Below are 26,366 nucleotides of genomic sequence, written 5' to 3' on the forward strand. Positions count from 1 at the left end.
TCTACAGTCCTTGGTTTAGTGCGAATGTGGGTTCAGTGTGAATATGGGGAGGGTGAAAACGGGCAAAAGCCGGGTGTTGCTGTCCGGGGATGGCCTCGATGAGTTCACGGGTATAGCGATGTTCGGGCTGGGCGAAGATCTGTTCCACCGGGCCGGATTCAAGCTGCTTGCCGTGGTACAGCACGGAAACGGTGTCGGCGATCTGGCGTACTACCGCCAAATCGTGCGAAATGAACAGGTACGTCAGCCCCAGTGATTCCTGTAGCTCGGTCAGTAAACGCAGAATCTGCGCCTGCACGGTGACATCCAGTGCCGAAACCGCTTCGTCCAGCACCAGTACCTGTGGTTCCAGCACCAGCGCCCGGGCGATGGCGACACGTTGGCGCTGTCCGCCGGACAGTTCACGCGGCTTGCGTGATAGCAGCGCGACGGGTAGGGCAACGCGCTCGAACATCTCATGAATTTTTCGCTCCCGCTGCGCGGCGGTATGGCGATTAAAATTGCGCAGCGGTTCCTCGACGATGTCATATAACCGTTGTGACGGATCGAGTGAGCCAAAAGGGTTTTGATAGACCAGCTGAATTTTCTGCCGGAACTGACGCAGCGCTTCACCTTTCAGGTGAGTGATGTCGGTGCCATCGATCAGAATGCGCCCGGCGCTGGGATGATGGAATCCGAGCAAACTGCGCGCCGTGGTGGTTTTACCGGAACCGGATTCGCCCACAATGGCGTGCGTTGTGCCGCGCGCCACGCTGAAAGAGACGTCATCGACCGCCCGAAAATGTTCCCCTTTACGGCCCGACAGGGGAAAGGTCTGCACCAAATTTTCGACCGAGACAATAATGTCAGATGCAGATGTAGGGGCACGTTGTGGACGTGGGTTTGGGTTTAGCGACGGAACATTCGCCAGCAGCGTGCGGGCATAGTGGCTTGACGGCGCACTTAGTACCTCAAGCGTTGGGCCTTGTTCCTGAATGTAGCCGTTCTGGAAAACCAGCAGGCGATCGGCACGTTCGGCGGCGACGCCCAGATCGTGAGTCACGAACAGCACCGCCGTGCCATTTTCGCGCCGCAGTTCATCAAGCAGATCGAGAATACGTTTCTGCACCGTGACATCCAGCGCGCTGGTAGGTTCGTCAGCAATAATCAGTGCGGGCTTCAACGCAATCGCAATGGCGATCAGGACGCGCTGTTTCATACCGCCGGACAGTTCGTGCGGATACTGTTTCGCCCGCAGTTCCGGCTGGTTTAGCCCCACGCGTTCCAGCAGCGCCAGCGTTTTCTGGCGGGTAGTCTGGCGATCTTCCCGTTGGTGAATCCGCAGAATCTCATCCACCTGCTCGCCGATGGTTTGCACCGGATTCAGTGAACTGGTGGGATCCTGCGGGATCAGGCTGATCTGCGCACCGCGCACGCTATCCAATCGTTTTTGCGACCAGCCGCTGATATCCACGCCGTTTAGCCGAATGGCGCCGCGCGTTAACCTGCCGTTCTCGGCGAGTAAACCGATGACGGCCTGAGCGGTAGTCGTTTTCCCTGAACCGGATTCCCCTACCAGCGCCACCACTTCACCGGGCTGAATATGGAAAGAGACGCCTTCGACCACCGTCTGCTCGCGATCGTCACTGCGATAGGCAATCGTGACATTCTCCAGAGCCAACACAGGCACGGCTGCGCTGGTTTGTAAGCTGGCTGACAGGCTCATCGTTCCGTCCTCCTGATCGACTGGCTGATACGGTTAGCGGACAGCACAACTAACACGACAATCAGGCCGGGGAAGGTGGTTAGCCACCAGGCGGTTGCGATGTAGTTGCGGCCTTCGGCAATCAGCAGCCCCCATTCCGGCGTGGGCGGTGGTGCGCCATAGCCGAGGAAGCTCAGTGTGGAGATGGCCAGAATCGCGCTGCCGAATTGCAGAGCGGCAAAGGCGAAAACGGTGGTCAGTGAATTCGGCAGAATATGTCGCCACAGCACGCTGAAAAAGGTACCGCCGCTGCCATAGGCGGCTTCGACGTAGTCGCTGTGGCGCACGCGCAGCACTTCTGAACGCACCAGTCGGGTGAAGCTGGCAACGGAGGTGACGCCCACGGCAATCGCGGCGTTAACTGTGCCGAAACCCAACAGGATGATGACGCTCAGTGCCAGTAACAGGCCGGGAATGGCCAGCAAGACATCGATACTGCGCATCACGACGCTATCCAGCCAGCCGCCAACGGCACCTGCCAACAGGCCGAACAGGCTGCCGAGCACCAGACCTAGCCCGACGGCAATAAACGCGCCGGAAAGTGAGTGCACCGCGCCGTAAACGATGCGCGCGTAGAGATCGCGCCCCAGTTGGTCGGTGCCGAGCCAGTAGTCGGCGTCAGGTGCCAGCCGCTGTGCACCCGCGATGCCTTCCGTCGGGCTATAGCCGGTAAACCAGCCGGGAAACAGCGCCCAGAGTACGACGGTCAGCATGACCAGCCAGGCCAGCACCAGCCCCGGCTGAAAGGCGTAGCGACGCAGAAGCGGTCGCTTGCGCAGAAGAGGAAACGTGATTTTTTCCAGTTGTACGGTAGTCATAGCGTGGCTCCTGGCGTTCTTTTCAGGCGCGGATCGAGAAGGGGATAAAGCAGGTCGACGACCAAATTGACGACGACAAAGGCGGCGGCAGAAATCAGTACGATGGCCTGTAACACGCTGCTGTCCTGATAGTTCACGGCTTCTTGCGTCAACTGACCGAGCCCGTTACGTCCAAACACGGTTTCGGTAATCAGCGCCCCCGCAATCAGCTCGCCCAGCAGCAAACCGGCGATGGTCAGCGTGGGCAGCATCGCGTTACGGGCGATATGTCGCCAGAGCACGCCGCTGCGGCTGGCTCCTTTCGCACGGGCTACCGCAACAAACGGCTGGGTTTGTACCTGATCGATGCTGCGCATCAGCACTTGAGCGAGCGGGGCGGAGATCGGCAGCGCCAGCGTCAGAACCGGCAAAATCAGCCCTTCCCATTCGCCGGGGTTAATGACGGGAATCAGCCCCAGACGAAAAGAAAAGATCTGAATTAACACAATGCCAAGCCAGAAGGTCGGCACGGAAATAAACAGTGATGGCAGCGATTGCAGTGCGGTTCGCAGCCACTGAAACGGCGTCAGTGTTGATAAGAACGCGAGGGCGAACGCCAACAGCCCGGCGGCGATGAAACCCAGCACCGCGAGCAGTAGCGTGGGTGGCAGATTTGCGGCAATCAGTTCGGTGACCGGCACGCCAGCCTGAAGAGAGAGGCCGAGATCGCCACGCAGTATCTGGGCTATCGCATGGAAATATTGCGTGAGCACCGGCGTATCGGCACCGTAGGATAAACGCAGCTGCGCGATCTGCTCGGCGCTCAGGCCGAGCTCTGGGTTTTGAAACTTGATCAGTACGGCATCACCCGGCATCGCCTGAAGCAGGATAAAAGACAGGGTGAATGCCGCCCACAGGACGAGCAGTGCCTGACCGATGCGCAGTGCCAGATATCGGTTCATGATGATCTCCTCCCTCTTTCTTCTGTGTTACTTATCCAGCCAGGTGTTGTAAAAGCTGGGGCGACCAACGGCTTCAAATGCGATGCCTTTTGTGGTGGGCGCGCCCGCAAACACCTGCGGCTCTTCAAAAATAGGAATGACGTAGGCCTGATCGATCAGGTAGCTCTGCACCTCCCCGACCAGCGCCAGTCGCTTGCTGCGGTCAGTTTCAGCGGCGATGCCATCCAGCAGCGTATTTAGGTGCGTATCGACAAAGGTGTTCACCTTGTCGCTGGAACCGCCTTTTTGCAGCAGGACGTTGCGCACCGTCGGGTAATATTGGCTTTTCAGTACATCCGGGTCGGCACGGCCTACCATCGCTGGAGCAACGCCCGTTTTCAGCGGATCGAGGCTATCGACGGTCTTACTGCCTGCATCACCGGCCAGCACATTCAGCTTCACGCCGACTTTTGCCCACTGCTGAGAAACCAGCTGTAAGGTTTCTTTGTTCTGCGGCTGCGGCAGGGATTCATAGGCGGTTAGCTCCAGCGTTTTGCCGTCTTTCTGCCGCAATCCCTGCGAACCGGTTTTCCAGCCTGCTTCATCTAACAGTTTGTTGGCCTGCGCGGGATCGAACGTGAGCTTGCTGGAGAGATCGACATAGCCTGCGGCGGTTTTAGCCAGCGGTGACGTGGCCTGTGGGTAGTTGTCCGAGAACAGCGTATCAATGATCTCTTTGGTGTTGGTGGCGTGCAGCAGTGCTTTACGCACGCGGATATCGGCGACCAGTGGGTTATCCGGGCGGAATACGACGCTGTTATTGACGCCGCGTGTCGGTGGGGCATAAAGATTGAAGCCCTGACTCTGCACCCGCTTCTCATCATAGGCTTGGATCTGACGAATGAAGTCCGCCTGACCCGATACCAGCGCGCCAATACGCACGCTGTCTTCCGGGGTCACCAGATAGGTAATGCCGTCCAGATAGGCACGCCCCTGATGCTTCGATTTAACCGGAGCCCAGTTGTAATCCTTGCGGGCGGTCAGTTTCAGTTCGCGTCCCAGTTTCTCGCTGCTCACCACGAACGGGCCGGAGCCAATAATGTTTTTGGCATTGCCTAACTGATTGAAATTGCGCTCCAGCGTACTGAGGGACACCAGACCGGAACCGATGGTCGCAGTACCTTGCAGAAAGCCCGGAGACGGCTTCTTAAAGTAAAACTTCACCGTGAGCGGATCGATGACTTCACTGCGCAGGTAGTTATTGATGACCTCGGAAATCGGCTGGTTGAGTGCTGTATTTCCTAATCCATAGGTATCAAAATTTTTCGCTACCGCGTTGGCATCCAGCGGGGTGCCGTCAGAGAAACTGACGCCGGGACGAATCTTGAACGTGTATTCGGTGTTATCCGCGTTAATGGTCCAGGATTCCGCAATCCACGGTTCGACCTCCAGCGTTTCTGGGTTCTGGTACGTCAGTTTATCGGTAATCTGGTTGAGGATGCCGCCGTTCGGATAAAACCCGCCCGCTGGCGTATAGAGATTGGTATGCGCCTGCTGCTCTAGATAAATTAGCGTGCCGCCGATTTTCGGCGCGTCGTTCGCTGCCTGTGCGCCCAGCGCACCACCCAGAAGGAGCAATGAGGCAAAAATAGTGAGTTTCTGATGAGGATGCAAAAAAGTCGCCACGATGGTTTTCCCTACATGTGATGGTTTTTATTAAATTTGTTTTTTATCAGGTGAATATGCGTATCGATTACGTCCTGAAACGGGGAATACAGCAGAAGACGTTAACCGCTCGTTACAGCCGATACTTCCATAGGCGATAGGAAACAGCAAAGAACAATACCGGTATTGGTTATCCAGTTTTTAGTTAGGAAAAAGCGGGGGGGGTTGTAATGCATTTCTTGTGAGGGCCATATCGTGATATGGAGAAACTGCGGAAGGCATTTCCAGAATATATAATCTTGTTATAGGGAACGTTTGTAATATTAAAATTAATCGATAAATAATAACTAGTGAATGGATTAATCGGGAAAAGCCTATAGAGTTTGCTGAGTGTTTTTTATACGCGTCATACTTCAAATTGCATGTGTGTTGCTGCGCGACTCAGCACACTTACCTGAGCCTGAGGTCTCGGCAAGTAGCGTTCAAACCTGCCAAAAGCAGGTTTGTCCTGAAACTTGAATTATTTAGAATATATTCATTATTAATGCTCAAAGAAGGATTTTTTTTCCTAATTTGAAATTACCTTCTTTTTGTCCCACATGGCTTAAAAGGTAAACGGCAGGGGCAAGACATTCCCCCATGGCAATCAAATAAAACGCATCATCTTTAATGAAGAAAAAAATACTGACGCTTTTATACATACAGCCGGAAGAAACATGCAAAACGAAGTTGTCGTCATAGCTGTAGTTACCTGTAGCTCTGGCTCTTCCCGAAGTAATCGTATTCATTGCTTGTCTTAGATTGGCATGGGTATTTTTTTCAAGATATTCTGCAAGGATTCCTTCTGCTTCAACTTGATTAAAGGGGCCGCTTTTATTACCCTCATTAATAATATAAAAAGTATCCATGTTTTTCTCCAGAGTTAGAGGAATACTGCATCATCACTGATGAAGAACAGTGATTGGTCAATATGATGACCAGCCACTGTTGAGCGTTACACCATATTCGCTTTTTATTTCAAAACCTGCGGATTCACGCAGTTTTCTTTGACCTGACCGCTCAGGGCAGCAATCAGGTTGTCAACGGCACAGGCGGCCATGTCGTAACGGGTTTCGTGCGTGGCAGAACCGATGTGCGGCAGCGCCACCACGTTAGGTAAATCCAGCAGCGGAGAATCGACGGGCAGCGGTTCTTTGACAAAAACATCCAGACCCGCGCCCTGAATGGTTCCTTTCACCAAGGCTTCCGTCAGCGCTTCTTCATCCACGACGGCACCACGACCAATATTAATCAAAATGGCGCTGGGTTTCATTTTTGCCAGCTGTTCGCGGCCAATGAGATGGTGCGTTTCTGCCGTTAGCGGCAGCGTGATACAGAGGAAATCAGATTCGGCTAATAGCGTATCGAGATCGCAGTGACAGGCATTAAAACGCTGCTCCGCTTCGGCGTGATGGCGGCGTGCGTTGTACAGAACCGGCATGCTGAAACCAAAGTGGGCGCGTTGCGCGACGGCCAAACCAATGCGGCCCATCCCCAAAATACCGATAGTTTTATGGTGAACGTCAGTGCCAAACCAGTCGCTGCCGACGCCCCCTTTCCATTCACCCGCTTTAACCCGCTCAGCCACTTCCACGACCCGGCGTGCGCTGGCGAGCATCAGTGCCAGAACCGTATCCGCCACGGTTTCTGTCAGTACGGTTGGGGTGTGCATGAGAATCACCCCTTTTTCATTCAGCGCGTCGACGTTAAAGGTGTCGTAACCAACAGAAATGGTGGATGCCGCGCGTAAACGCGGTGCGTGTTGCAGGAAGTCTTTATCGACCTTGCCGCCGGAACCAATGATGCCTTCGGCCGTTGCCAGGGCTGGATGATCGAGTGAGGGAAAGGCGTCAAGTTCAGTGACGGTGAAGTGTTGGTCTAAACGAGCGCGTAGATCGTCAGAAACTTTTTTATACAGGATAACGCTAGGTTTCATCACAAACTCCAGCAGATTAAGGAAGTTAACGTAGAAGTAGCTCATCGAATAATCGCGTAGCTGGCGAGAGACTGCAAGCGATACCGCCCCCGCATCTGCCCAAGGTTAACCGCGATTAATGGGGGGGTTGCACGATGGGTATGATGAACGATCGCATACCGACGCGTCACCGCCGCATACAGGGTGCTCCACGATAGGTATGAAATCTCTTTGTGGTTAATTGATTAATATATTTCCTTTGTGATTATTATCACTCATTTTTAGGTAAAGCATTACCGTGAAAAACCGATAACCCTATCTACCGGGATGTTTTAGGCATGGTGATTTTTAGACATGACCATGTTTTAGATATGATTTATTAATGGGGGACGGAAATGCATTTTTTTACCAGGATTATGAGTAACCTCAAGGTTTCTCATAAGCTGTATGGCGGTTTCGGGATTGTCCTGTTGTTGGTCATGATCGCGTCTGGCGTTGGCGCTGTACGATTTTTTATCATCCACGATTTGTATGTTAAAACGACAATTTTGAATGAAATGAATCACTATCTCGATCAGTCAAAAATGGCGAGGGTCAAATATTCATTCACCTTTGCAGATGACAATATCAAGAATCTCAATACCTACATTAGTCAGGCAAGCCAGCAAAAAGAAAAAGTGAAAGCACTCACGTGGGAAGCAGAATATCTGTCTGATTTTAATAAGCTTGATCAAGACTTTGCAGATTATGATACCGATCTGAATACCATGAAAACTGCCGCAAATGCGGTGGTTGAGACGGCAAAGAAAATCAGCCAGATGAATGCCTCTGATGCGTTAACGGCATTTATGACTACTCTCTCTGTCGGTGCGGATGAAAATGCGTTGTCTACGCAGAAGGACGCTCTCTCGCTGTTGTTTCTGAAATTGGTCAACAGCACCTACACCTTACAACGAGAGAATAGCGAAGCCGCGTTTAACGCGCAGAAGCAGGTCTATGCCGAATCTAAGGTAGCCTACGATGCATTGGCATCGTCTGTCAGTGGCGATCGCCGTCGCGTAGTCGACGCATTTTGGCAAGCATTTGAAAACTATCATCAAACGGCAGAGCAGTATTACGCGCGGCTGGGGCAGTTAAAAACCACAGATGTTAAATTCCGGGCAACCGGAGACAGAATGACGAGCGATATCGGCAGTATTCTGCAAAAGCTCGGCGCGAAGAATGATGACATTATCAATAGCTCCGTACTGCAAACGCTGATTCTAGGAGCGATTGCCATCGTATTCGGTTTACTGATCGCATGGTCTGTCACGCGACAAATTACCCGACCTATTATCACCAACCTGAAGCTGGCGGAACGGATTGCTGGTGGCGATCTTTCAGCGACTGTCACGGTTGAACGGCATGATGAGCTGGGACAATTAACGACGGCCATGATGGTGATGACGGAGAAATTACGTCATTTAATGACTGATATTCGTCAAAGTGTGTACAGCGTTGAGAGCGCTTCTTCTGACATCGCATCGGGCAATAATGATTTATCATCGCGTACTGAGCAGCAATCAGCGGCGATTGTAGAAACGGCAGCCAGCATGGAAGAGTTAACGGCTACCGTGAAGAACAACGCCGATAATGCCCGACATGCCAGCCAGATTGCCGGAGAAGCCTCAACCAATGCCAATCGTGGCGGGGATATTATTAACCGCGTGATTAACACCATGAGCGATATTTCAGGGAGTTCGAAGAAGATCTCTGATATCACGACGGTGATTAATAGCATTGCGTTCCAAACCAATATTCTGGCATTGAACGCCGCGGTGGAAGCGGCTCGAGCCGGTGAACAAGGGCGAGGCTTCGCGGTGGTCGCCAGTGAAGTTCGTAGTCTTGCGCAGCGCAGTTCACAGGCGGCAAAAGAGATCGAAAGCCTGATCTCAGAATCGGTTTCGCGCGTAGATACGGGAACTGCGCTGGTTTCTCAGGCGGGAACGACGATGGATGACATTGTGGCTTCTGTGAGCCGTGTGAATGACATCATGGGAGAAATTTCCTCAGCATCGGATGAGCAGAGCCGCGGTATTGCACAAATCGGCAGTGCAGTGGCTGAAATGGATACCACTATCCAGCAGAATGCCTCTATGGTGAGCGAATCCTCTGCCGCAGCGAATTCGTTGCAGGAACAGGCCTCGAAGTTGGCAAAACTGATGTCGGTTTTCCGCATCTCTGATTCGGATGTTGCCGGTCTGCCAAGGCTGCAAGGGTCGAACACCGGTAACAGGAATTCGGGCAACAAGGCTGCGCCTCGCCTGCCGACGCTCGCATCGCGGGATAACGGGAGCGATAACTGGACAACGTTCTGATCTCCCGTTGAGCGATGACTCAGAGGTGATCTATTGAACTGGAGGGAGTGGCGTTGGCTGCTCCCTATTCCCTATTTCGTCCACTGCATGATCAGCGTCGTGGCCTGTGTATCCTGATTGAGGTTTTCCTCAACAACGACAAACCCCTGCTTATGGTAGAATCGGCAGGCGCGCGTATTCTGCTGATACACTTCCAGACTGAGTAAGGAGTACTGTGCCTGAACATGCTGGATCAGCGCTGTACCAATCTGCTTGCCATAATAGGCTTGCTCCACAAACAGCGCGCCAATGAACCGTTCCTCCAGCACGCTGATAAAGCCGATGAGGCTTCCTTGCTCTTCATAAACCCAGGTTTGCGACTCGGGAATATAGATCTCACGCACCGCGCTGGCGCTTTCTCGCCAGTAATCTTCACGAATAAACGGATGCGCCAGCGTGGTGCTCTTTAGCCAAAGCTGCATCAGCGGTGCAAGATCGAGGTCGCGGTAAGGGCGAATCATGACGTGCTTTCCTGATGACAAAAGCACTCAGTCACATGGTCGTTGACCAATCCACCCGCCTGCATGAAGGCATAACAGATGGTTGAACCGATAAATTTGAAGCCGCGTTTCTTAAGGGCTTTTGACATGGCATCCGAAACGTCCGTTTTGGCGGGAACCTCGGCGAGTGAAGCGGGGTGATTGAGACGCGGTTGGTGCTCGACAAAAGACCAAATGAAGTGCGAGAAGCTCTCTCCCTGACTTTCCATCTCCACCCATGCTTTTGCATTGGTGATAATCGCCTCGATTTTCCCGCGATGGCGGATAATGCCGCTGTCCTGCACCAACCGATCCACGTCATCTTGCGTCATCTGCGCCACTTGCTCAGGATCGAACTGGTGGAAGCAACGACGATAGCCTTCGCGTTTTTTCAGGACGGTGATCCAGGAAAGACCGGCCTGCTGGCCCTCCAGACACAGTAACTCAAACAGCTTCTGGCTGTCGGTGCAGGGCTTCCCCCACTCGTTATCGTGGTAATCCTGATATAAGGTGTCTTGTGTCACCCAGCCGCAGCGTTGCATACCTTTCTCCTGATTATGGTGAGCTTTTCATTGTAAGGCAGTCTGTTACAAATAGGCTTCGATCATGGCATTTACGGTGCTGTATAGGCAACCAGTGTTTTGCGGGCGTGCTCGCAGATATGAAAAGTCATTTACGGATGGGGCGGAAAGTCGTCGCGGAATCGTGAATAATGCTTTGCCAACAGCTTAGGGTTATTTATTCGCTCAGGGCTATTTATTCGCTCAGGGCTGTTTATTAGTTCAAAGCGGTTCAATCGATCATAAGAAAAGCATAGACAGAGACAGGGGTACAGGGAATGGCAGTAGAGTGGATAGCAGCCTATCTGGCATTAGGCGCGGTAGTAGGTTTTATGGCGGGGTTATTGGGCATTGGCGGCGGCGGCATTATGGTGCCAGTGCTAACGGCGCTGTTTGCTGCACAGGGCGTGGAGAATACGCATCTGGTTCATCTGGCGTTGGGAACGTCAATGGCGGCCATCGTCGTCACGGCAATTTCCAGTCTGCGTACGCATCATCAGCATCAGGCGGTGCTTTGGCCTGTGGTGGTGCGGATTACGCCTGCCATCCTGATCGGGACATTCGCGGCCACCTGGCTGGCGACGCTGTTACCGACGCGGGCGCTGGCGATCTTTTTTTCCTGCTTTATGGCCTACGTTTCGCTGCAAATGGTGCTGAATATCAAGCCAAAGCCGCAGCGCCAGTTGCCCGGTACAGCAGGCGTTTCGCTGGCGGGATTGGTGATTGGCAGCATTTCGGCGCTGGTGGCTATCGGCGGCGGGTCGCTCACCGTGCCATTCCTGACGTGGTGTAACGTCCGTATTCAGCAGGCGATTGGCACCTCCGCAGCAGTAGGGCTACCGATCGCCCTGTCCGGCGCGCTGGGCTACATGATTAACGGCTGGTCGACGACGGGATTACCTGACTACAGCGTCGGCTATGTGTCTCTGCCCGCTGTTCTCTTGATTTCTGCCGTCAGCTTCTTCACCGCACCCGTTGGTGCTCGTCTGGCGCACCGTCTGCCTGTCGCGACGCTGAAGAAGGCCTTTGCCGCGCTGTTGTTGCTGCTGAGCCTGAAGATGTTGCAGACCGTTTTTTCAGGCTGATCCTGAAATTTGAAAGATGATGACGGGGGATTTGCACTTGTTGCCGCATTCTGGCTGTATATCTTGCGGTCAGAGGGTATACTGGCGCATTCCTTATAAATCCACTTGTATCGCGCGCGAATCCAACATGCAAAAGTTTGATACCAAGACCTTCCAGGGCCTGATCCTGACGTTACAGGATTATTGGGCTCGCCAGGGCTGCACCATTGTTCAACCATTGGACATGGAAGTCGGCGCAGGCACTTCACATCCAATGACCTGCCTGCGGGCACTGGGGCCAGAACCGATGGCCGCTGCCTATGTGCAGCCTTCTCGTCGTCCGACTGATGGGCGCTACGGTGAAAACCCGAACCGCTTACAGCACTATTACCAGTTTCAGGTCGTCATTAAGCCATCACCGGAAAATATTCAGGAGCTGTATCTCGGTTCTCTGAAAGAGCTGGGCATGGATCCGACCATTCACGATATCCGCTTCGTGGAAGACAACTGGGAAAACCCGACGCTGGGCGCATGGGGCCTGGGCTGGGAAGTCTGGTTGAACGGTATGGAAGTCACGCAGTTTACCTACTTCCAGCAGGTTGGCGGTTTGGAATGTAAACCCGTGACTGGCGAGATCACCTACGGTCTGGAACGTCTGGCGATGTACATTCAGGGCGTCGATAGCGTTTACGATCTGGTCTGGAGCGATGGTCCGTTAGGGAAAACCACCTACGGCGACGTGTTCCATCAAAACGAAGTCGAGCAATCGACCTACAACTTTGAACACGCTGATGTCGATTTCCTGTTCAGCTGCTTCGAACAATATGAGAAAGAAGCGCAGCATCTGCTGGCGCTGGAAAAACCGCTGCCTTTACCGGCTTACGAACGCATTCTGAAAGCGGCGCACAGCTTTAACCTGCTGGATGCGCGTAAAGCGATCTCGGTTACCGAACGCCAACGCTACATTCTGCGTATTCGTACCCTGACCAAAGCGGTTGCGGAAGCCTATTATGCCTCGCGTGAGGCGCTGGGTTTCCCCATGTGTCACAAAAACGTGTGTAATAAGAAAGAGAGCTAAGAGGCAGCGATGACTGACAAGACTTTTCTGGTGGAAATTGGCACGGAAGAGCTGCCGCCGAAGGCTCTCCGTAATCTGGCAGAATCCTTTGCCGCGAATTTCACGGCGGAGCTGGATGCCGCCAATCTGACACACGGTGACGTAAGCTGGTTTGCCGCGCCGCGCCGTTTGGCGCTGAAAGTGGCACGCTTAAGCGCGTCTCAGCCCGATCGTGAAGTAGAAAAACGTGGTCCGGCGATTTCACAAGCGTTTGATGCGGAAGGCAAACCGACCAAAGCAGCAGAAGGCTGGGCGCGTGGCTGTGGCATCACCGTTGAGCAAGCTGAACGTTTTACGACCGACAAGGGCGAGTGGCTACTGTATCGCGCCCACGCGAAAGGCGAGCAGGCGCAGGCGCTGCTGGCTGGCATGGTAAGCACCGCATTATCGAAGTTGCCGATTCCAAAATTGATGCGCTGGAGCGACAAAGAAACGCAGTTTGTGCGTCCGGTACACACTGTAACCATGCTGCTGGGTGAAGAACTGATCCCCGGCCAGGTATTGGGTATCGACTCAGCCCGTACTATTCGCGGCCACCGCTTTATGGGTGAAGCTGAATTTACGATCGATACTGCCGAACAGTATCCGCAGATTCTGCTGGAGCGCGGTAAAGTCGTTGCCGACTACGATGCGCGTAAAGCTAAAATCAAAGCCGATGCAGAAGAAGCCGCACGCAAGATTGGCGGTAATGCCGATCTGAGCGACAGCCTGCTGGAAGAAGTCACCTCGCTGGTGGAATGGCCAGTGGTGCTGACCGCGAAATTTGAAGAAAAATTCCTCGCTGTGCCGTCCGAAGCGCTGGTTTACACCATGAAAGGTGACCAGAAGTATTTCCCGGTTTACGACAACAGCGGCAATCTGCTGCCACACTTCATCTTTGTTGCCAATATCGAGTCCAAAGATCCACAGCAGATTATTTCCGGTAACGAAAAAGTGGTGCGCCCGCGTCTGGCTGACGCCGAATTCTTCTTCAATACCGACCGTAAGAAGCGTTTGGAAGATCACCTGCCGCGTCTGGAAACCGTCTTGTTCCAGCAGCAGTTAGGTTCATTGCGCGACAAAACCGACCGTATTCAGGCGTTGGCTGGCTGGGTTGCTGGCCAGATTGGTGCCGATGTGGATCACGCAAAGCGTGCCGGGTTGCTGTCGAAGTGTGACCTGATGACCAACATGGTGTTTGAATTCACCGACACGCAGGGCGTGATGGGGATGCACTATGCGCGTCATGATGGCGAGGCGGAAGATGTTGCCGTTGCGTTGAATGAGCAATATCAGCCGCGCTTTGCGGGTGACGAACTGCCGTCTTCTGCGGTGGCGTGCGCGCTGGCAATTGCCGACAAGATGGATTCGCTGGCAGGGATTTTTGGCATCGGTCAACACCCGAAAGGCGACAAAGACCCATTTGCGCTACGTCGTGCCGCTCTCGGTGTGCTGCGCATCATCGTCGAGAAACGTCTGCCGCTCGATTTGCAGACGCTGACCGAAGAAGCAGTGCGTTTGTATGGTGATAAGCTGTCTAACGCCAAAGTTGTGGATGACGTGATTGAGTTCATGCTCGGCCGCTTCCGCGCTTGGTATCAGGAAGAAGGCCACAGTGTGGATACCATTCAGGCGGTATTGGCGCGTCGTCCTACCCGTCCGGCTGATTTCGATGCCCGCGTCAAAGCCGTCAGCCACTTCCGTTCGCTGGATGCCGCAGCGGCGCTGGCAGCGGCTAACAAGCGCGTTTCCAACATTCTGGCGAAGTCTACCGATACGCTGAATGAGAGCGTCAATGCTGCCGTATTGAAAGACGCGGCGGAAATTACGCTGGCAACGCACCTTGTCGTGCTGCGCGACAAACTGACGCCGCTGTTCGCTGAAGGTCGCTATCAGGAAGCGCTGGTTGAGCTGGCCTCACTGCGTGAACCTGTCGATGCATTCTTCGATCAGGTGATGGTCATGGCGGAAGATGAGCAGGTGCGTGTGAACCGCCTGACGCTGCTGAGCCAACTGCGTGAACTGTTCTTGCAGGTTGCGGATATTTCCGTCCTGCAATAACGGCGACAGCGTTACGTAATCCCAACCCCCGAGTCGGTTCACCCGTTCGGGGGTTATTTTTTCCCGCATCGCAAAACGTCCCGCCTTACCTCTGTGGTCGCCCGTACATCTCGATGCTTAAGCAATCGGTATTCGTTGTCAGATCTGACCTTTCCTGCACAGCCAGCCTGATTCGACTATGCTTATGTCGTAGAAAATCTTGTCATGGAAAATCCGTCGTCAGCGTGTTTTGGTTTGAAAAAAGCACGATTGGCGGGGCAGTAAGCATAACGGGAGTAGGGAATGAGAAGGCTAATGACGTACCGTTCACGCTGGCTGCTGCCAGTTCTGGTTATTCTGGCGGCATTGCAGCTGGCTGCCTGTGGTGACAGTGAAGCTGAGCAGCGGAAGGCGTTCATTGCGTTCCTGCAAAGCGTGCAGTCGCAGCAGGATGGGAAGCTGCCGACATTGACGGAAGAGCAGAAAAAGAATTTTGGCAATTTCACCAACGATTACGCGATTTTAACTACTTTTTCTCAGCAGTTTAATCAGGCGGTATCCGGCAGTTTAACGCCGATGCTGGGGCAAATTTCCCGAATTCGTGTTCCTAAAGACTATCTGACGCAGCGTGATGACCTTCGCCAATCCATCGGGGCAATGAACCTGTTGAGCCAGCATGTGCAGGCGGCGAAAGTGCAGGCGGACAACGCCCATCGGCTGCTAAAACAGCCTGAAGAAGTGCAAATACCCTATGAGCGGTTGTATGCACGCACGGTTATACAGCCCACCAACGCGCTGTTACCCGCCATTCCGAATGCGATTGCCTTCGCACAGAGCCTGATCCAGATCGGCGATTTCCTTCAGGCTCAGGGCGATCAGGCTGTGTTTAATGGCTCGTCTGTGCAATTCCGTACGCCGCAACAGGTGGCGCAATATAACAGCCTGGTGGCAGCGCTACCTCTACAGCAGCAGAATTTAATGAATGCGCTCAGAGGAATAACTGGCGTGAATTATCCCTAACCACGTCGTGCCCCGACGCTTTAGCGATGCGATAGGGCAGAGAGGTATTCTGGATAAGATGTGTTTGGCTGGTGAGAGGGTAAAAATAAATTGTGATTAACATCACATAAATAAAACAAATACAGGCCATTAAAGTGTGACTTAAATCACATATAAGGCGCGGTGTTTGTCTAAAAATCTGTTTAGTTTTTCATTTTTAACGGTTTTTTGTGAAGTAAATCACCTATTTGTATCGTTGATGTAGGGTGGTTGTGTGATTTTTGTCACGTTACCGCCATGGAGTTGCGGTATGAAAACAGCGTGTTAGAGTCCGCGCTGCATACAGTAATAATGACGGAAGTAGTCTTGTGGTAATCGGTGTTTTTATTGCCACGCCGTCTCACGATAATTACCACGCGCTCTTATTGTCAGCGCGTTTCAATAGGGGTGTGTTTTTATGCTTTCACCAGATATTAAGATCAAAGTGCAAAACTTTGGTCGCTTCCTCAGCAATATGGTGATGCCCAATATTGGCGCATTTATCGCCTGGGGTATTATTACCGCGCTGTTTATCCCTACCGGCTGGTTCCCCAATGAAACGTTGGCGAAGCTCGTCGGTCCGATGATTACCTATTTGCTGCCATTGCTGATTGGTTATACCGGTGGACGTCTGGTATTCGGTGAGCGTGGTGGTGTCGTGGGTGCCATTACGACGATGGGTGTGATCGTCGGGACTGATATCCCGATGTTCCTCGGCGCCATGATTGTGGGCCCGTTGGGCGGCTGGGCGATCAAGCGTTTTGACCACATGGTCGACGGTAAAATCAAAAGCGGCTTTGAAATGCTGGTCAACAACTTCTCTGCCGGTATCATCGGTATGTTGTTGGCAATCCTGTCATTTTTGGCAATTGGTCCGCTGGTTGAAGTCTTCTCTCAGGTGCTGGCTTCCGGCGTTAACCTGATGGTACAGAACAACCTGCTGCCGCTTACGTCCATCTTCGTTGAACCGGCGAAAATTCTGTTCCTGAACAACGCCATTAACCACGGTATCTTCTCACCGCTGGGCATTCAGCAGGCGACGGAAACCGGCAAATCTATTTTCTTCCTGATCGAAGCGAACCCAGGCCCGGGTATGGGCGTGCTGATGGCTTACATGTTCTTCGGCCGTGGTAACGCGAAAGAGTCAGCTCCAGGTGCGGCGATTATCCACTTCCTGGGCGGGATTCACGAAATCTACTTCCCTTACGTGCTGATGAATCCGCGTCTGATTATTGCGGTGATTCTGGGTGGGATGACGGGCGTGTTTACGCTGAGCGTACTGGGCGGCGGTTTGGTTTCTCCTGCGTCTCCAGGCTCCATTCTGGCGGTGTTGGCGATGACGCCAAAAGGCGCTTACTTCGCTAACCTTGCGGCCATTGCAGCGGCTTTCGCGGTGTCTTTCATCGTGTCGGCGATTCTGCTGAAAAGCACCAAGCAAAAAGAAGAAGACCTGAGCGACGCAACGCGCCGCATGCAGGAAATGAAAGCGTCTTCTAAAGGTACGGCGACTAACGTCGGTGTCAGCGGTGATATGAGCACCGTGCGTAAAATCATCGTGGCGTGTGACGCCGGTATGGGTTCCAGTGCGATGGGGGCTGGTGTACTGCGTAAGAAAGTTCAGGATGCCGGGCTGACCAGCATTTCGGTGACTAACAGCGCGATCAATAGTCTGCCGGACGATGTCGACCTGGTGATTACGCACCGTGACCTGACCGAACGTGCGATGCGTCATGCGCCGCAGGCACAGCACATTTCGCTGACTAACTTCCTTGATAGCGGTCTGTATAGCGATCTGGTGGCACGTCTTACCGCAGCACAGGGTGCCGTGAAGTCTGAAGCCGTCGCGACGCCAGCACCCGCTGTCGCCGACGCACAGACTAACCTGTTCCAACTGGGCGCAGGCAATGTGTTCCTGAATCAGCATGCGACAGACAAAGAGCAGGCAATCCGTTTCGCCGGTGAACAACTGGTGAAAGGCGGCTATGTTGAGCCTGCGTATGTTGAAGCGATGCTGGAACGTGAAAAGCTGACTTCTACCTATCTGGGCGAATCGATTGCCGTGCCGCACGGTACGATTGAAGCGAAAGACCGCGTGCTGAAAACGGGCGTTGTCTTCTGCCAATATCCTGAAGGCGTTCGCTTTGGTGATGAAGACGATGAGGTTGCGCGTCTGGTTATCGGTATTGCCGCTCGCAACAACGAACATATTCAGGTCATCACCAGTCTGACCAACGCGCTGGATGATGATGCCGTCATTGAACGTCTGGCACATACCCAGGATATTCAGGAAGTGCTCGACTTACTCTCCGGTAAAAAGAGTGCCTAATTGATGTGGCTAGGGCCGCCTGCGGGCGGCCTCTTTTTATGTTTTTTTAAGGTTATGTCTCATGAAAGCATTACACTTTGGCGCGGGTAATATTGGCCGTGGGTTTATTGGGAAATTGTTGGCTGATGCCAACGTCGAACTGACATTCGCTGACGTCAATCAGCCGCTGTTGGATGCCCTGAACAGCCGTACAAGCTACACGGTGCGGATTGTCGGTGATAACACGCAGGTTGATACCGTCAGCAACGTGAGTGCCGTTCACAGCGGCAGCCAGGATGCCGTCGCGCTGATTGCCGTGGCCGATCTGGTGACGACCGCTGTGGGGCCGCAGATTCTGGAAAAAATCGCCGGAACTATCGCTCAGGGGCTGGTTAAGCGTCATAACGACGGCAATACCCGGCCGTTGAACATTATTGCCTGTGAAAATATGGTGCGCGGCACCAGCCAGTTAAAACAGCATGTGTTGAAACTGCTGCCGGAAGGCCATCAGGAATGGGTTGTCGAGCATGTGGGATTCGTGGATTCCGCTGTGGATCGCATCGTGCCGCCTTCCGAAGCCGGTAGCGACGATGTACTGGCGGTGACGGTAGAAACCTTCAGCGAATGGATTGTCGATAAAACCCAGTTCTGCGGTGAACCGCCAGCGATTCCCGGTATGGAACTGACCGACAATCTGATGGCGTTTGTTGAGCGTAAGCTCTTCACGCTGAACACCGGCCATGCGATTACGGCCTACCTCGGCCAACAGGCGCGTCATCAAACGATCCGTGATGCGATTCTCGACCCGAAAGTCAGAGCCGTGGTCAAAGGCGCAATGGAAGAGAGTGGTGCAGTACTCATCAAGCGCTACGGTTTTGATGCGGAGAAGCACGCCGCCTACATCAACAAGATTCTCAGCCGCTTTGAAAACCCGCATCTGCACGATGATGTAGAGCGCGTTGGCCGTCAGCCGCTGCGCAAGCTGAGCGCAGGCGATCGTTTGATCAAGCCGCTGCTCGGCACGTTGGAATACCAGTTGCCGCATGACAACCTGATTACCGGTATTGCCGCCGCGATGCATTATCGCAGTGAACAGGATCCGCAGGCGCTGGAACTGGCTGAGTTAATCCGCACTCAGGGGCCGCAGGCGGCGCTGGTGCAGATTTCTGGTCTGGATGCTGACAGCGAGGTTGTCGCGCAAGCAGTGAATGTGTATAACGCCATGCAGTAATCGGCGTCTCTCGTCATCAGGCAGGTGTGGTCTTTTCGACACGGTGTAAGGTATACGGGCGACGTCGGGGATAGGATGTTGCCACACCTGCCGGTAAGCATGCTGCCGAGATGGGGTAGGCTGTGGGCGGGGTTAAAGGGTCGAGAAGTGACGATGGAAGAAACACAGGCGTTTGAAAACCGGGTTCTGGAAGCGCTGAACTCAGGGAAGACCGTGCGCGACTTTATGCTCTGCGCCGTTGAATTGTTGGCGGAAGCGGTCAGTATCCTGATGTTGCAGGTTTTCCGTAAAGACGACTACGCAGTGAAATATGCCGTTGAACCCCTGATGACGGGAACGGGCCCGCTGGGCGACCTTTCCGTGCGCCTGAAACTGATTTATGGCCTGGGAATGATCAGTCGTAAAGAGTACGAAGATGCGGAACTGTTAATGGCGCTGGGCGAAGAGCTGGCACATGACGATCGGCATTACCGTTTTACCGATGATGAAATTCTGGGGCCTATCGGCGAACTGCACTGCGTGGCGGCGTTGCCTACAGAACCCGCCTTGCCGCTGGGGGCAGATGCCGCCGATCCGCTTCTGGTGAGTATGCAGCGGCAGCGTTATCAGCAGATGGTGCGTTCCACGCTGGTGCTATCCCTGACCACATTGATTGCGCAAATCAGTCTGAAAAAGGCGTTTTAATCCCATTCCGCTTTATTACGCCACTGCGTCATGCCTGGCGTTTATACTCGTCATCCTTCAAGCGGCATGTGTGTGGCTGGTCTTACTCAACTCAGTCACTTACCCGAGTAAGCTCCGGGGGCGTGCGGTTCCCGCCTTCACGCCACTCGAATTATTTAGCGTATAGTGTATGCTGTGCCCCGCATTATTCTCCCGTTATATAGGTTATCTTTTATGAAAGAGCAGGAAAAAGCAGAGATCAAACGCCTTAGCGACCAATTGGATAAGCTGACGCGTAAGCAGACCACGCTGCTGGAACAAGGTGATGCTGAAGCAATCGCCCTCAATCTGGAGGCCTGCGAGAAGCTAACGGCTGAAATCGAGCGCCTGCGTAACGTGAGAGAACAGAAACTCAGCAAAGAAGCGCAGAAACTGGCGAACCTGCCTTTCAAACGTGCGATTACTAAAAAAGAGCAAGCTGATATGGGGACGTTGAAGAAAAGCGTTCGCGGTTTGGTGGTAGTGCACCCGATGACGGCACTGGGGCGCGAGATGGATTTAAAAGAGATGACAGGCTTCGCGCCGAAACCGTTCTGAGGTTTCTTCTCTGCGCAGACCGATGCTGGTGATAGATTCGTTGATGAAGCCCCTGTTTAACAGGGGCTTTGTCGTTTTGGTACGTTGCGGTATTGATATTAGCGTGGTGCGTGCAGACGATGCGTTTGGTCGGCAAACGCGATACCCGCTGGGGTGTCATCATGCTGTGCGTTTGCCAGACGGAAGACGGAAACCGCCTGCTTCAGCAGTCTCGCCTGCTCTTCCAGCGAGTCGGCAGCAGCAGAGGATTGTTCCACCAGTGCGGCGTTCTGCTGCGTGGTGCTGTCCATCTCAACAATCGCCTGGCTAACCTGGCTAATTCCCCGGCTTTGCTCATCCGATGCGGTGGCAATTTCACCCATGATGTCATGCACCTGCGTGATAGAGGTGACGATATCATTCATCGTCTTACCGGCATTGCCAACCAGCGTCGCCCCGCGTGATACCTGAGTAACCGATTCAGAGATCAGGCCTTCGATTTCTTTCGCGGCCTGAGAGCTGCGCTGGGCAAGGCTACGAACTTCGCTGGCGACAACGGCAAAACCGCGACCTTGCTCACCGGCACGGGCGGCTTCTACCGCGGCGTTCAATGCCAGAATGTTGGTCTGGAAGGCAATGCTGTTGATGACGGACGTGATTTCCGCGATACGTTTAGAACTGCTCTCAATCGCCGTCATGGTTTGCACCACGTTATTCACCTGCTCGCCGCCTTGTTTTGCGGTTTGAGATGCGCTGATTGCCAGTTTGTTAGCGTGGTGTGCGTTATCTGCGTTTTGCTTAACCGTCGCGGTGAGCTGCTCCATGCTGGCGGCGGTTTGCTCAACGGCAGCGGCCTGCTGCTCGGTACGTGACGACAGGTCCGTGTTACCCGCGACGATCTCGCTGGACGCGTTAGAAATCTGGCTGACGCCGACGCGAATGTCATCGATCATATTGTGCAGGTTGTCGTTCATTTTCGACATCGCACTCATCAACTGACCCAACTCATCCTTACGCGTCGTGTTGATGGACATGGTGAGATCGCCCGTCGCGATTTTTTCAGCCATGCTCAACGTGCTGCCGAGCGGTGTGGTGATCTGGCGTGAAATGAACCAGGAAATCAGCAGACCAAGCAGTAGCGTAATCAGCGCTGTGATACTCATTTGCAGCGTGGCACTGCGAATGTCTGCCTGTGAAGCAGCTAGCTGATCGCTGAGGAGTGATTTAACGACGGTATTCAGCTGTTCGGCCACCACGCGCATTTGCCCTGCCTGCGCGATTTCTTCTTGATAGGCTGGCATATAGGCCAACACCTGCTCTTCATAATTATTCACGATCGTCAGAACCGGTGCCAGCGTTTCACGTTGTTCGGCAGACAGGCTCTGATACAGGAAGGTCAATGACGTTTGTGCTGCGTTGATGGCATCCGTCAGCTTTTCTTCAGATTCTTTATTGGTAGACAGTAATAATCCACGAACGTGGTAGCGGACGGAAATAAGTTTTTGGTTCAGGTCTGAAAGTAATAATTGAAGGTTAGCGCTGTTGTTGTCTATTTTTAATTGATCGTTAAGCTGTTCCAGTGGTTTTTCCGTTGTTGATATATTCCAACTTTTTCTGACGGCATCCTTTTTTCCCACTGCATTAATATAATTACTTTGTTTTTCCTGATAGCTGGTAATTAATGTTGGGATACTGGCTATTTTCTTGGCGTCGCTTTCTGGCCAGTTAAATTCTTTTGCCTTTTCAGCGAGTTTACTGACATTGGCAATGTGCTCAACGTTCTTTTTTATATCATCAGGATTGTAGGTGGTGCCGTATAATGCGCGGTAATATTTAGCCTGATTAATTTCATCATTAATATCGTTGCTTAAATTCACTTTATCAATACTGTCTTTCAGCGAGCCAATATGCATAATGCCCGCACCAGCAATCGCCATGGTCATCAGCAGAATCAGGAAAAAGCCTAATCCTAATTTTTTACCGACTTTTAGATTGTCAAAATTCATAGCCATCACATCCCACCACTATATCGTATTGAGTCGAATTCACTATCCTGATGCACACTTGCTTAGCGGTGTTAGCATCTCGGATTACCGCTTACCAAGCTTATCCCTGCACAACAACATGATAAAAACCCGCAGTAGATATCGGCACGCTACTCCGAAACTTTATGCGTTAGTGAGAGAGGAATGCCAGCGTACATGCTGCTCGACGTTTAGAGAGGGATAATAAAAAACTGGAATAACAGACTGTTATTCCAGTTTATATTCAAACGCAGAAGAGGCCTGATGATATCAGGCACTCAACGGTTTTATTTTTGCGCGCTAGCGAAACGAGCAGCAGCTTCGTCCCAGTTCAACACGTTCCAGAATGCTTTAGCATAAGCTGGACGAAGGTTCTGATATTTCAGGTAGTAAGCGTGCTCCCATACGTCCAGACCGACGATTGGGTAGCCAGACGCACCAGAAACGGCTTCACCCATCAGCGGGCTGTCTTGGTTGGCAGTAGACACTACGGCCAGTTTGCCGTCGTCTTTCAGTACCAGCCACGCCCAGCCAGAACCAAAGCGGGTTGCTGCTGCTTGCTCAAATTTCTCTTTAAACGCATCAACGCTGCCGAAATCACGCTCGATGGCGGCTTTCAGATCGCCAGTCAGCGTCGTACCTAGTTTCAGGCCTTTCCAGAACAGGCTGTGGTTAACGTGGCCACCTGCGTTGTTACGCAGTGCTGTTCTTTTCTCCGCAGGAACTTTATCCAGTTGAGCGATCAGCTCTTCAGCAGACAATGTAGCCAGTTCAGGCAGAGATTCCAGCGCGGCGTTAGCATTATTGACGTAAGCCTGATGGTGTTTGGAATGGTGAATTTCCATCGTTTCTTTGTCGAAATGCGGTTCCAGTGCGTCATAAGCATAAGGCAGCGATGGCAGTGAATAACTCATGTTTAGCATCTCCATGGTAATAAAAATGTTACGGCACTGTATTGTTAGTACCGCGTAAGCAATACCTTCATTATAGTTAATTAAATGATATTGAAAATGATTATTCTCGAGCGGGTAGCATGAGTCAGATTGCTTTACTTCATGATAACAAACGCTTATATCGTTATTACGCTATGTAAAAACAAATTAATCTATACCCGTCGCCTGCAAAATGCTGCGATATTGGTGGTGTCTCTTACACGCTCAGACGCTGCGGATGCGTGTAGATAGTCGCATGTCCCGGCCGACAAAAACCGACCAGCGTCAGGTTGCAGCGCTGTGCGACCTCTACGGCCAGTGAAGTGGCCGCTGAGACAGCAAACAGGATTTCCACGCCGCACATGGCGGATTTTTGGACCATCTCATAGCTGGCCCGGCTGGAAACTAGGACAGCGCCTTGCTGCCATTCCTGCTTCGCTCGGGTGCCCAGCAGTTTATCCAGTGCAACATGGCGGCCGACGTCTTCACTTCCCCCGGACAGCGTGCCGTCTGGCGCGACCCAGCTTGCGGCGTGAGTACAGCCTGTCACTTGGCCGATCTTCTGCACATCGCGCAACCGCACCAGCGCGTTTTCAAGTTTGCTAAGGGAAAATGTCTGCGTGAAGGGCAGCGGTGCGAGCGGTTTGCCGATTTCCGCGAGCTGCTCTACGCCACATACGCCGCAGCCTGTGCGACCATCCATCGCCCGGCGTCGCTCTTTTAGTCCAGCGAAGCGTCGGCTCGAAAGCTCAATCTGTACTTCGATACCGTTACAGGCGGTCTGTACATCAATGCCGTAGATATCAGCCGATGATTGAATAATGCCTTCAGATAAGGAAAACCCGAGTGCGAATTGCTCCAATTCCTTCGGTGAGGCCATCATGACGACATGCGATATGCCGTTATAAACCAACGCAACGGGCACTTCTTCCGCCAGCCAGTCAGACTGTGGCTGTTGCAGCGAATCGGGATGATAGACTAAATGTTGCGTTGCGCCTTCAAGGGCGGCATCCGCTGGTAAATGAACCCCTTCCACCTGAAATACCTGCATGTTAGTAACCCTGGAAATTAAAAGTATTATTTCACCGCGCCTGAAGGGATGCGACTTTTTCTCGCAAGAAACTGTGCGTCAACTCGAAGAGTTGCCTTCTTCTCTGGCCGAATCCTGTCGCTAACCCCATACCCCGTATAGGCTTAATTTAACTGCTTACTGTTTGCTTCTTTTTTCACTGCGGCATGGCCGCTCACCCGGAAATGAAAAGGAGACTGAAATGGCGCACGATAATCTCGAAGGCCGATCCGCATCTGGCGAATACGGCGCTCTCAATCTGAAAAAACGCTATGACAATTTTATCGGCGGAGCCTGGGTTCCACCTGATGCTGGTCAGTATTTTGTCAATTTGACGCCAGTAACGGGCCAACCGCTGTGTGAAGTGGCCAGTTCGTCAACGCGAGACATTGACCACGCGCTGGATGCTGCTCACAAGGCAAAAGCGGAATGGGGTGGTCTGTCGGTGCAGGAACGCGCGTTGGTGCTTAACCGAATCGCCGACCGGATGGAGCAAAATCTTGAGCTGCTGGCACAGGTGGAAACCTGGGATAACGGTAAACCGATACGCGAAACTAGCGGGGCAGACGTACCGCTGGCGATTGACCACTTTCGCTATTTTGCGGCTTGTATCCGCGCGCAAGAAGGGGGGATTAGCGAAATTGATGGCGATACCGTGGCCTATCATTTTCATGAGCCTCTCGGCGTTGTTGGGCAAATCATTCCCTGGAATTTCCCGCTGCTAATGGCCTGTTGGAAGATGGCACCAGCGCTGGCCGCCGGTAACTGTATTGTGCTGAAACCCGCCAAACTGACGCCGATGTCAGTATTGATTTTGATGGAACTGATTCAGGATCTGCTGCCGCCAGGTGTCATCAATGTCGTTAATGGGTCGGGCAGCGAAATTGGTGAATATCTGGCAACGTCGAAACGCGTTGCGAAAGTGGCATTCACCGGTTCGACCGAGGTGGGTCAACAGATCATGAGCTATGCGGCGCAGAACGTGACGCCGGTGACGCTGGAATTGGGTGGCAAATCGCCGAACATCTTCTTTGCCGATGTGATGGACAAGGAAGACAGCTTCTTTGACAAAGTGCTCGAAGGTTTCACGCTGTTTGCCTTCAATCAGGGAGAGGTCTGCACCTGTCCGAGCCGCGCGCTGGTGCAGGAATCTATCTACGATCGCTTTATGGAACGGGCAATCAAGCGCGTTGAGGCTATCCGCATCGGTAACCCGCTGGATAGCAAAACCATGATGGGCGCGCAGGTGTCGGCAGGCCAGCTCGACACCATCCTTAACTACATTGATATCGGTAAGAAAGAGGGCGCACGCGTGCTCACGGGCGGTCAGCGCAAGGCGATGCCGGGTGGGCTGGCGGAAGGCTACTATCTGGAGCCGACGATATTGTTTGGTAAAAACAGTATGCGCGTCTTCCAGGAGGAGATTTTCGGTCCGGTGCTGGCGGTGACGACCTTCAAAACGATGGATGACGCACTGGAGATTGCCAACGATACGGAATACGGCCTGGGAGCTGGCGTGTGGAGCCGTAACGGTAATATCGCCTACCGCATGGGGCGCGGTATTCAGGCCGGACGCGTCTGGACCAACTGTTATCACGCCTATCCGGCGCATGCGGCGTTTGGGGGCTACAAGCAGTCCGGCATCGGGCGTGAAAATCATAAAATGATGCTGGAACACTATCAGCAAACCAAGTGCCTGTTGGTGAGCTACTCTGATAAGCCGATGGGGCTGTTCTAGCACCATACTTCCTTTAGGCTCTGCGCGCTTGCCACCGGGGTGAGCGCGTAAATT

21 protein-coding genes are annotated in these 26,366 nt (G+C 53.0%); 10 read left to right on the top strand and 11 right to left on the bottom strand.

Annotated features, from left to right (window positions below):
• Nucleotide 1 precedes the first annotated feature (1 nt).
• The 6 genes from JFY74_00475 to ghrB all read right to left on the bottom strand — a co-directional run bounded on the left by JFY74_00475 (nucleotide 2) and on the right by ghrB (nucleotide 7,122).
• The gene (locus tag JFY74_00475) at nucleotides 2-1,705 is read right to left on the bottom strand and encodes an ABC transporter ATP-binding protein (protein ID QQG28593.1); all 1,704 of its coding nucleotides are present in this window, start codon (nucleotides 1,703-1,705) and stop codon (nucleotides 2-4) included.
• On the bottom strand, nucleotides 1,702-2,562 hold the full coding sequence (locus JFY74_00480) for an ABC transporter permease (protein ID QQG28594.1): 861 nt from the start codon (nucleotides 2,560-2,562) through the stop codon (nucleotides 1,702-1,704). The genes JFY74_00475 and JFY74_00480 overlap by 4 nt, the downstream gene beginning before the upstream one ends.
• The gene (locus JFY74_00485) at nucleotides 2,559-3,503 is read right to left on the bottom strand and encodes an ABC transporter permease (protein ID QQG28595.1); all 945 of its coding nucleotides are present in this window, start codon (nucleotides 3,501-3,503) and stop codon (nucleotides 2,559-2,561) included. The genes JFY74_00480 and JFY74_00485 overlap by 4 nt, the downstream gene beginning before the upstream one ends.
• A gap of 27 nt (nucleotides 3,504-3,530) precedes the next feature.
• Nucleotides 3,531-5,168: a TIGR04028 family ABC transporter substrate-binding protein gene (locus JFY74_00490; GenBank protein QQG28596.1), complete on the bottom strand. Its 1,638-nt coding sequence runs from the start codon at nucleotides 5,166-5,168 to the stop codon at nucleotides 3,531-3,533.
• Between the two features lie 527 nt (nucleotides 5,169-5,695).
• On the bottom strand, nucleotides 5,696-6,055 hold the full coding sequence (locus JFY74_00495) for a hypothetical protein (protein QQG28597.1): 360 nt from the start codon (nucleotides 6,053-6,055) through the stop codon (nucleotides 5,696-5,698).
• 104 nt (nucleotides 6,056-6,159) lie between these two features.
• Nucleotides 6,160-7,122, bottom strand: coding sequence for a glyoxylate/hydroxypyruvate reductase GhrB (gene ghrB, locus JFY74_00500; protein ID QQG30411.1), 963 nt, complete (start codon nucleotides 7,120-7,122; stop codon nucleotides 6,160-6,162).
• Nucleotides 7,123-7,496: 374 nt separating this feature from the next.
• On the opposite strand from ghrB, the gene JFY74_00505 reads away from it, so the two are divergent.
• A complete protein-coding gene (locus JFY74_00505; GenBank protein ID QQG28598.1) occupies nucleotides 7,497-9,458 on the top strand; it encodes a HAMP domain-containing protein in 1,962 nt (653 codons plus the stop codon).
• Nucleotides 9,459-9,529: 71 nt separating this feature from the next.
• On the opposite strand, the gene JFY74_00510 is transcribed toward JFY74_00505, so the two are convergent.
• Together JFY74_00510 and JFY74_00515 are read right to left on the bottom strand one after the other, a co-directional pair.
• Entirely contained in the window at nucleotides 9,530-9,958 is a 429-nt protein-coding gene (locus JFY74_00510; protein ID QQG28599.1) for an N-acetyltransferase, read from the bottom strand.
• On the bottom strand, nucleotides 9,955-10,518 hold the full coding sequence (locus JFY74_00515) for a DNA-3-methyladenine glycosylase I (GenBank protein QQG28600.1): 564 nt from the start codon (nucleotides 10,516-10,518) through the stop codon (nucleotides 9,955-9,957). Before JFY74_00515 ends, JFY74_00510 begins: the two co-directional genes overlap by 4 nt.
• Nucleotides 10,519-10,814: 296 nt before the next feature.
• On the opposite strand from JFY74_00515, the gene JFY74_00520 reads away from it, so the two are divergent.
• From JFY74_00520 to JFY74_00555, 8 genes are all read left to right on the top strand, one after another.
• Complete coding sequence (locus JFY74_00520; GenBank protein ID QQG28601.1) at nucleotides 10,815-11,621, top strand: sulfite exporter TauE/SafE family protein; 807 nt, start codon at nucleotides 10,815-10,817, stop codon at nucleotides 11,619-11,621.
• 127 nt (nucleotides 11,622-11,748) lie between these two features.
• On the top strand, nucleotides 11,749-12,678 hold the full coding sequence (gene glyQ / locus JFY74_00525; protein ID QQG28602.1) for a glycine--tRNA ligase subunit alpha: 930 nt from the start codon (nucleotides 11,749-11,751) through the stop codon (nucleotides 12,676-12,678).
• A gap of 9 nt (nucleotides 12,679-12,687) precedes the next feature.
• The gene (glyS, locus tag JFY74_00530) at nucleotides 12,688-14,757 is read left to right on the top strand and encodes a glycine--tRNA ligase subunit beta (GenBank protein QQG28603.1); all 2,070 of its coding nucleotides are present in this window, start codon (nucleotides 12,688-12,690) and stop codon (nucleotides 14,755-14,757) included.
• A 294-nt stretch (nucleotides 14,758-15,051) separates the two neighbouring features.
• The gene (locus JFY74_00535; GenBank protein QQG28604.1) at nucleotides 15,052-15,756 is read left to right on the top strand and encodes a DUF3053 domain-containing protein; all 705 of its coding nucleotides are present in this window, start codon (nucleotides 15,052-15,054) and stop codon (nucleotides 15,754-15,756) included.
• Nucleotides 15,757-16,192: 436 nt separating this feature from the next.
• Nucleotides 16,193-18,100, top strand: a complete 1,908-nt coding sequence (locus tag JFY74_00540; GenBank protein ID QQG28605.1) for a PTS mannitol transporter subunit IICBA — start codon at nucleotides 16,193-16,195, stop codon at nucleotides 18,098-18,100.
• Nucleotides 18,101-18,161: 61 nt separating this feature from the next.
• Entirely contained in the window at nucleotides 18,162-19,310 is a 1,149-nt protein-coding gene (locus JFY74_00545; protein QQG28606.1) for a mannitol-1-phosphate 5-dehydrogenase, read from the top strand.
• A gap of 99 nt (nucleotides 19,311-19,409) precedes the next feature.
• Nucleotides 19,410-19,994: an MltR family transcriptional regulator gene (locus JFY74_00550; GenBank protein QQG30412.1), complete on the top strand. Its 585-nt coding sequence runs from the start codon at nucleotides 19,410-19,412 to the stop codon at nucleotides 19,992-19,994.
• Between the two features lie 213 nt (nucleotides 19,995-20,207).
• Entirely contained in the window at nucleotides 20,208-20,570 is a 363-nt protein-coding gene (locus tag JFY74_00555; protein QQG28607.1) for a YibL family ribosome-associated protein, read from the top strand.
• 98 nt (nucleotides 20,571-20,668) lie between these two features.
• Here the strand turns inward: JFY74_00555 and JFY74_00560 are convergent, their stop codons facing one another.
• The 3 genes from JFY74_00560 to fdhD all read right to left on the bottom strand — a co-directional run bounded on the left by JFY74_00560 (nucleotide 20,669) and on the right by fdhD (nucleotide 24,556).
• A complete protein-coding gene (locus JFY74_00560) occupies nucleotides 20,669-22,561 on the bottom strand; it encodes a methyl-accepting chemotaxis protein (protein QQG28608.1) in 1,893 nt (630 codons plus the stop codon).
• A gap of 299 nt (nucleotides 22,562-22,860) precedes the next feature.
• Nucleotides 22,861-23,487 (bottom strand): superoxide dismutase [Mn], encoded by a 627-nt coding sequence (gene sodA, locus JFY74_00565; GenBank protein QQG28609.1) that lies wholly within the window; start codon nucleotides 23,485-23,487, stop codon nucleotides 22,861-22,863.
• A gap of 235 nt (nucleotides 23,488-23,722) precedes the next feature.
• Nucleotides 23,723-24,556: a formate dehydrogenase accessory sulfurtransferase FdhD gene (fdhD, locus tag JFY74_00570; GenBank protein ID QQG28610.1), complete on the bottom strand. Its 834-nt coding sequence runs from the start codon at nucleotides 24,554-24,556 to the stop codon at nucleotides 23,723-23,725.
• Nucleotides 24,557-24,776: 220 nt separating this feature from the next.
• Between fdhD and JFY74_00575 the strand changes: the two genes are divergently transcribed.
• A complete protein-coding gene (locus JFY74_00575; GenBank protein QQG28611.1) occupies nucleotides 24,777-26,312 on the top strand; it encodes an aldehyde dehydrogenase in 1,536 nt (511 codons plus the stop codon).
• Nucleotides 26,313-26,366: the final 54 nt, after the last annotated feature.

The organism is Pectobacterium carotovorum, from assembly GCA_016415585.1.
GTDB classification, from domain to species: Bacteria; Pseudomonadota; Gammaproteobacteria; order Enterobacterales; family Enterobacteriaceae; genus Pectobacterium; species Pectobacterium carotovorum_K.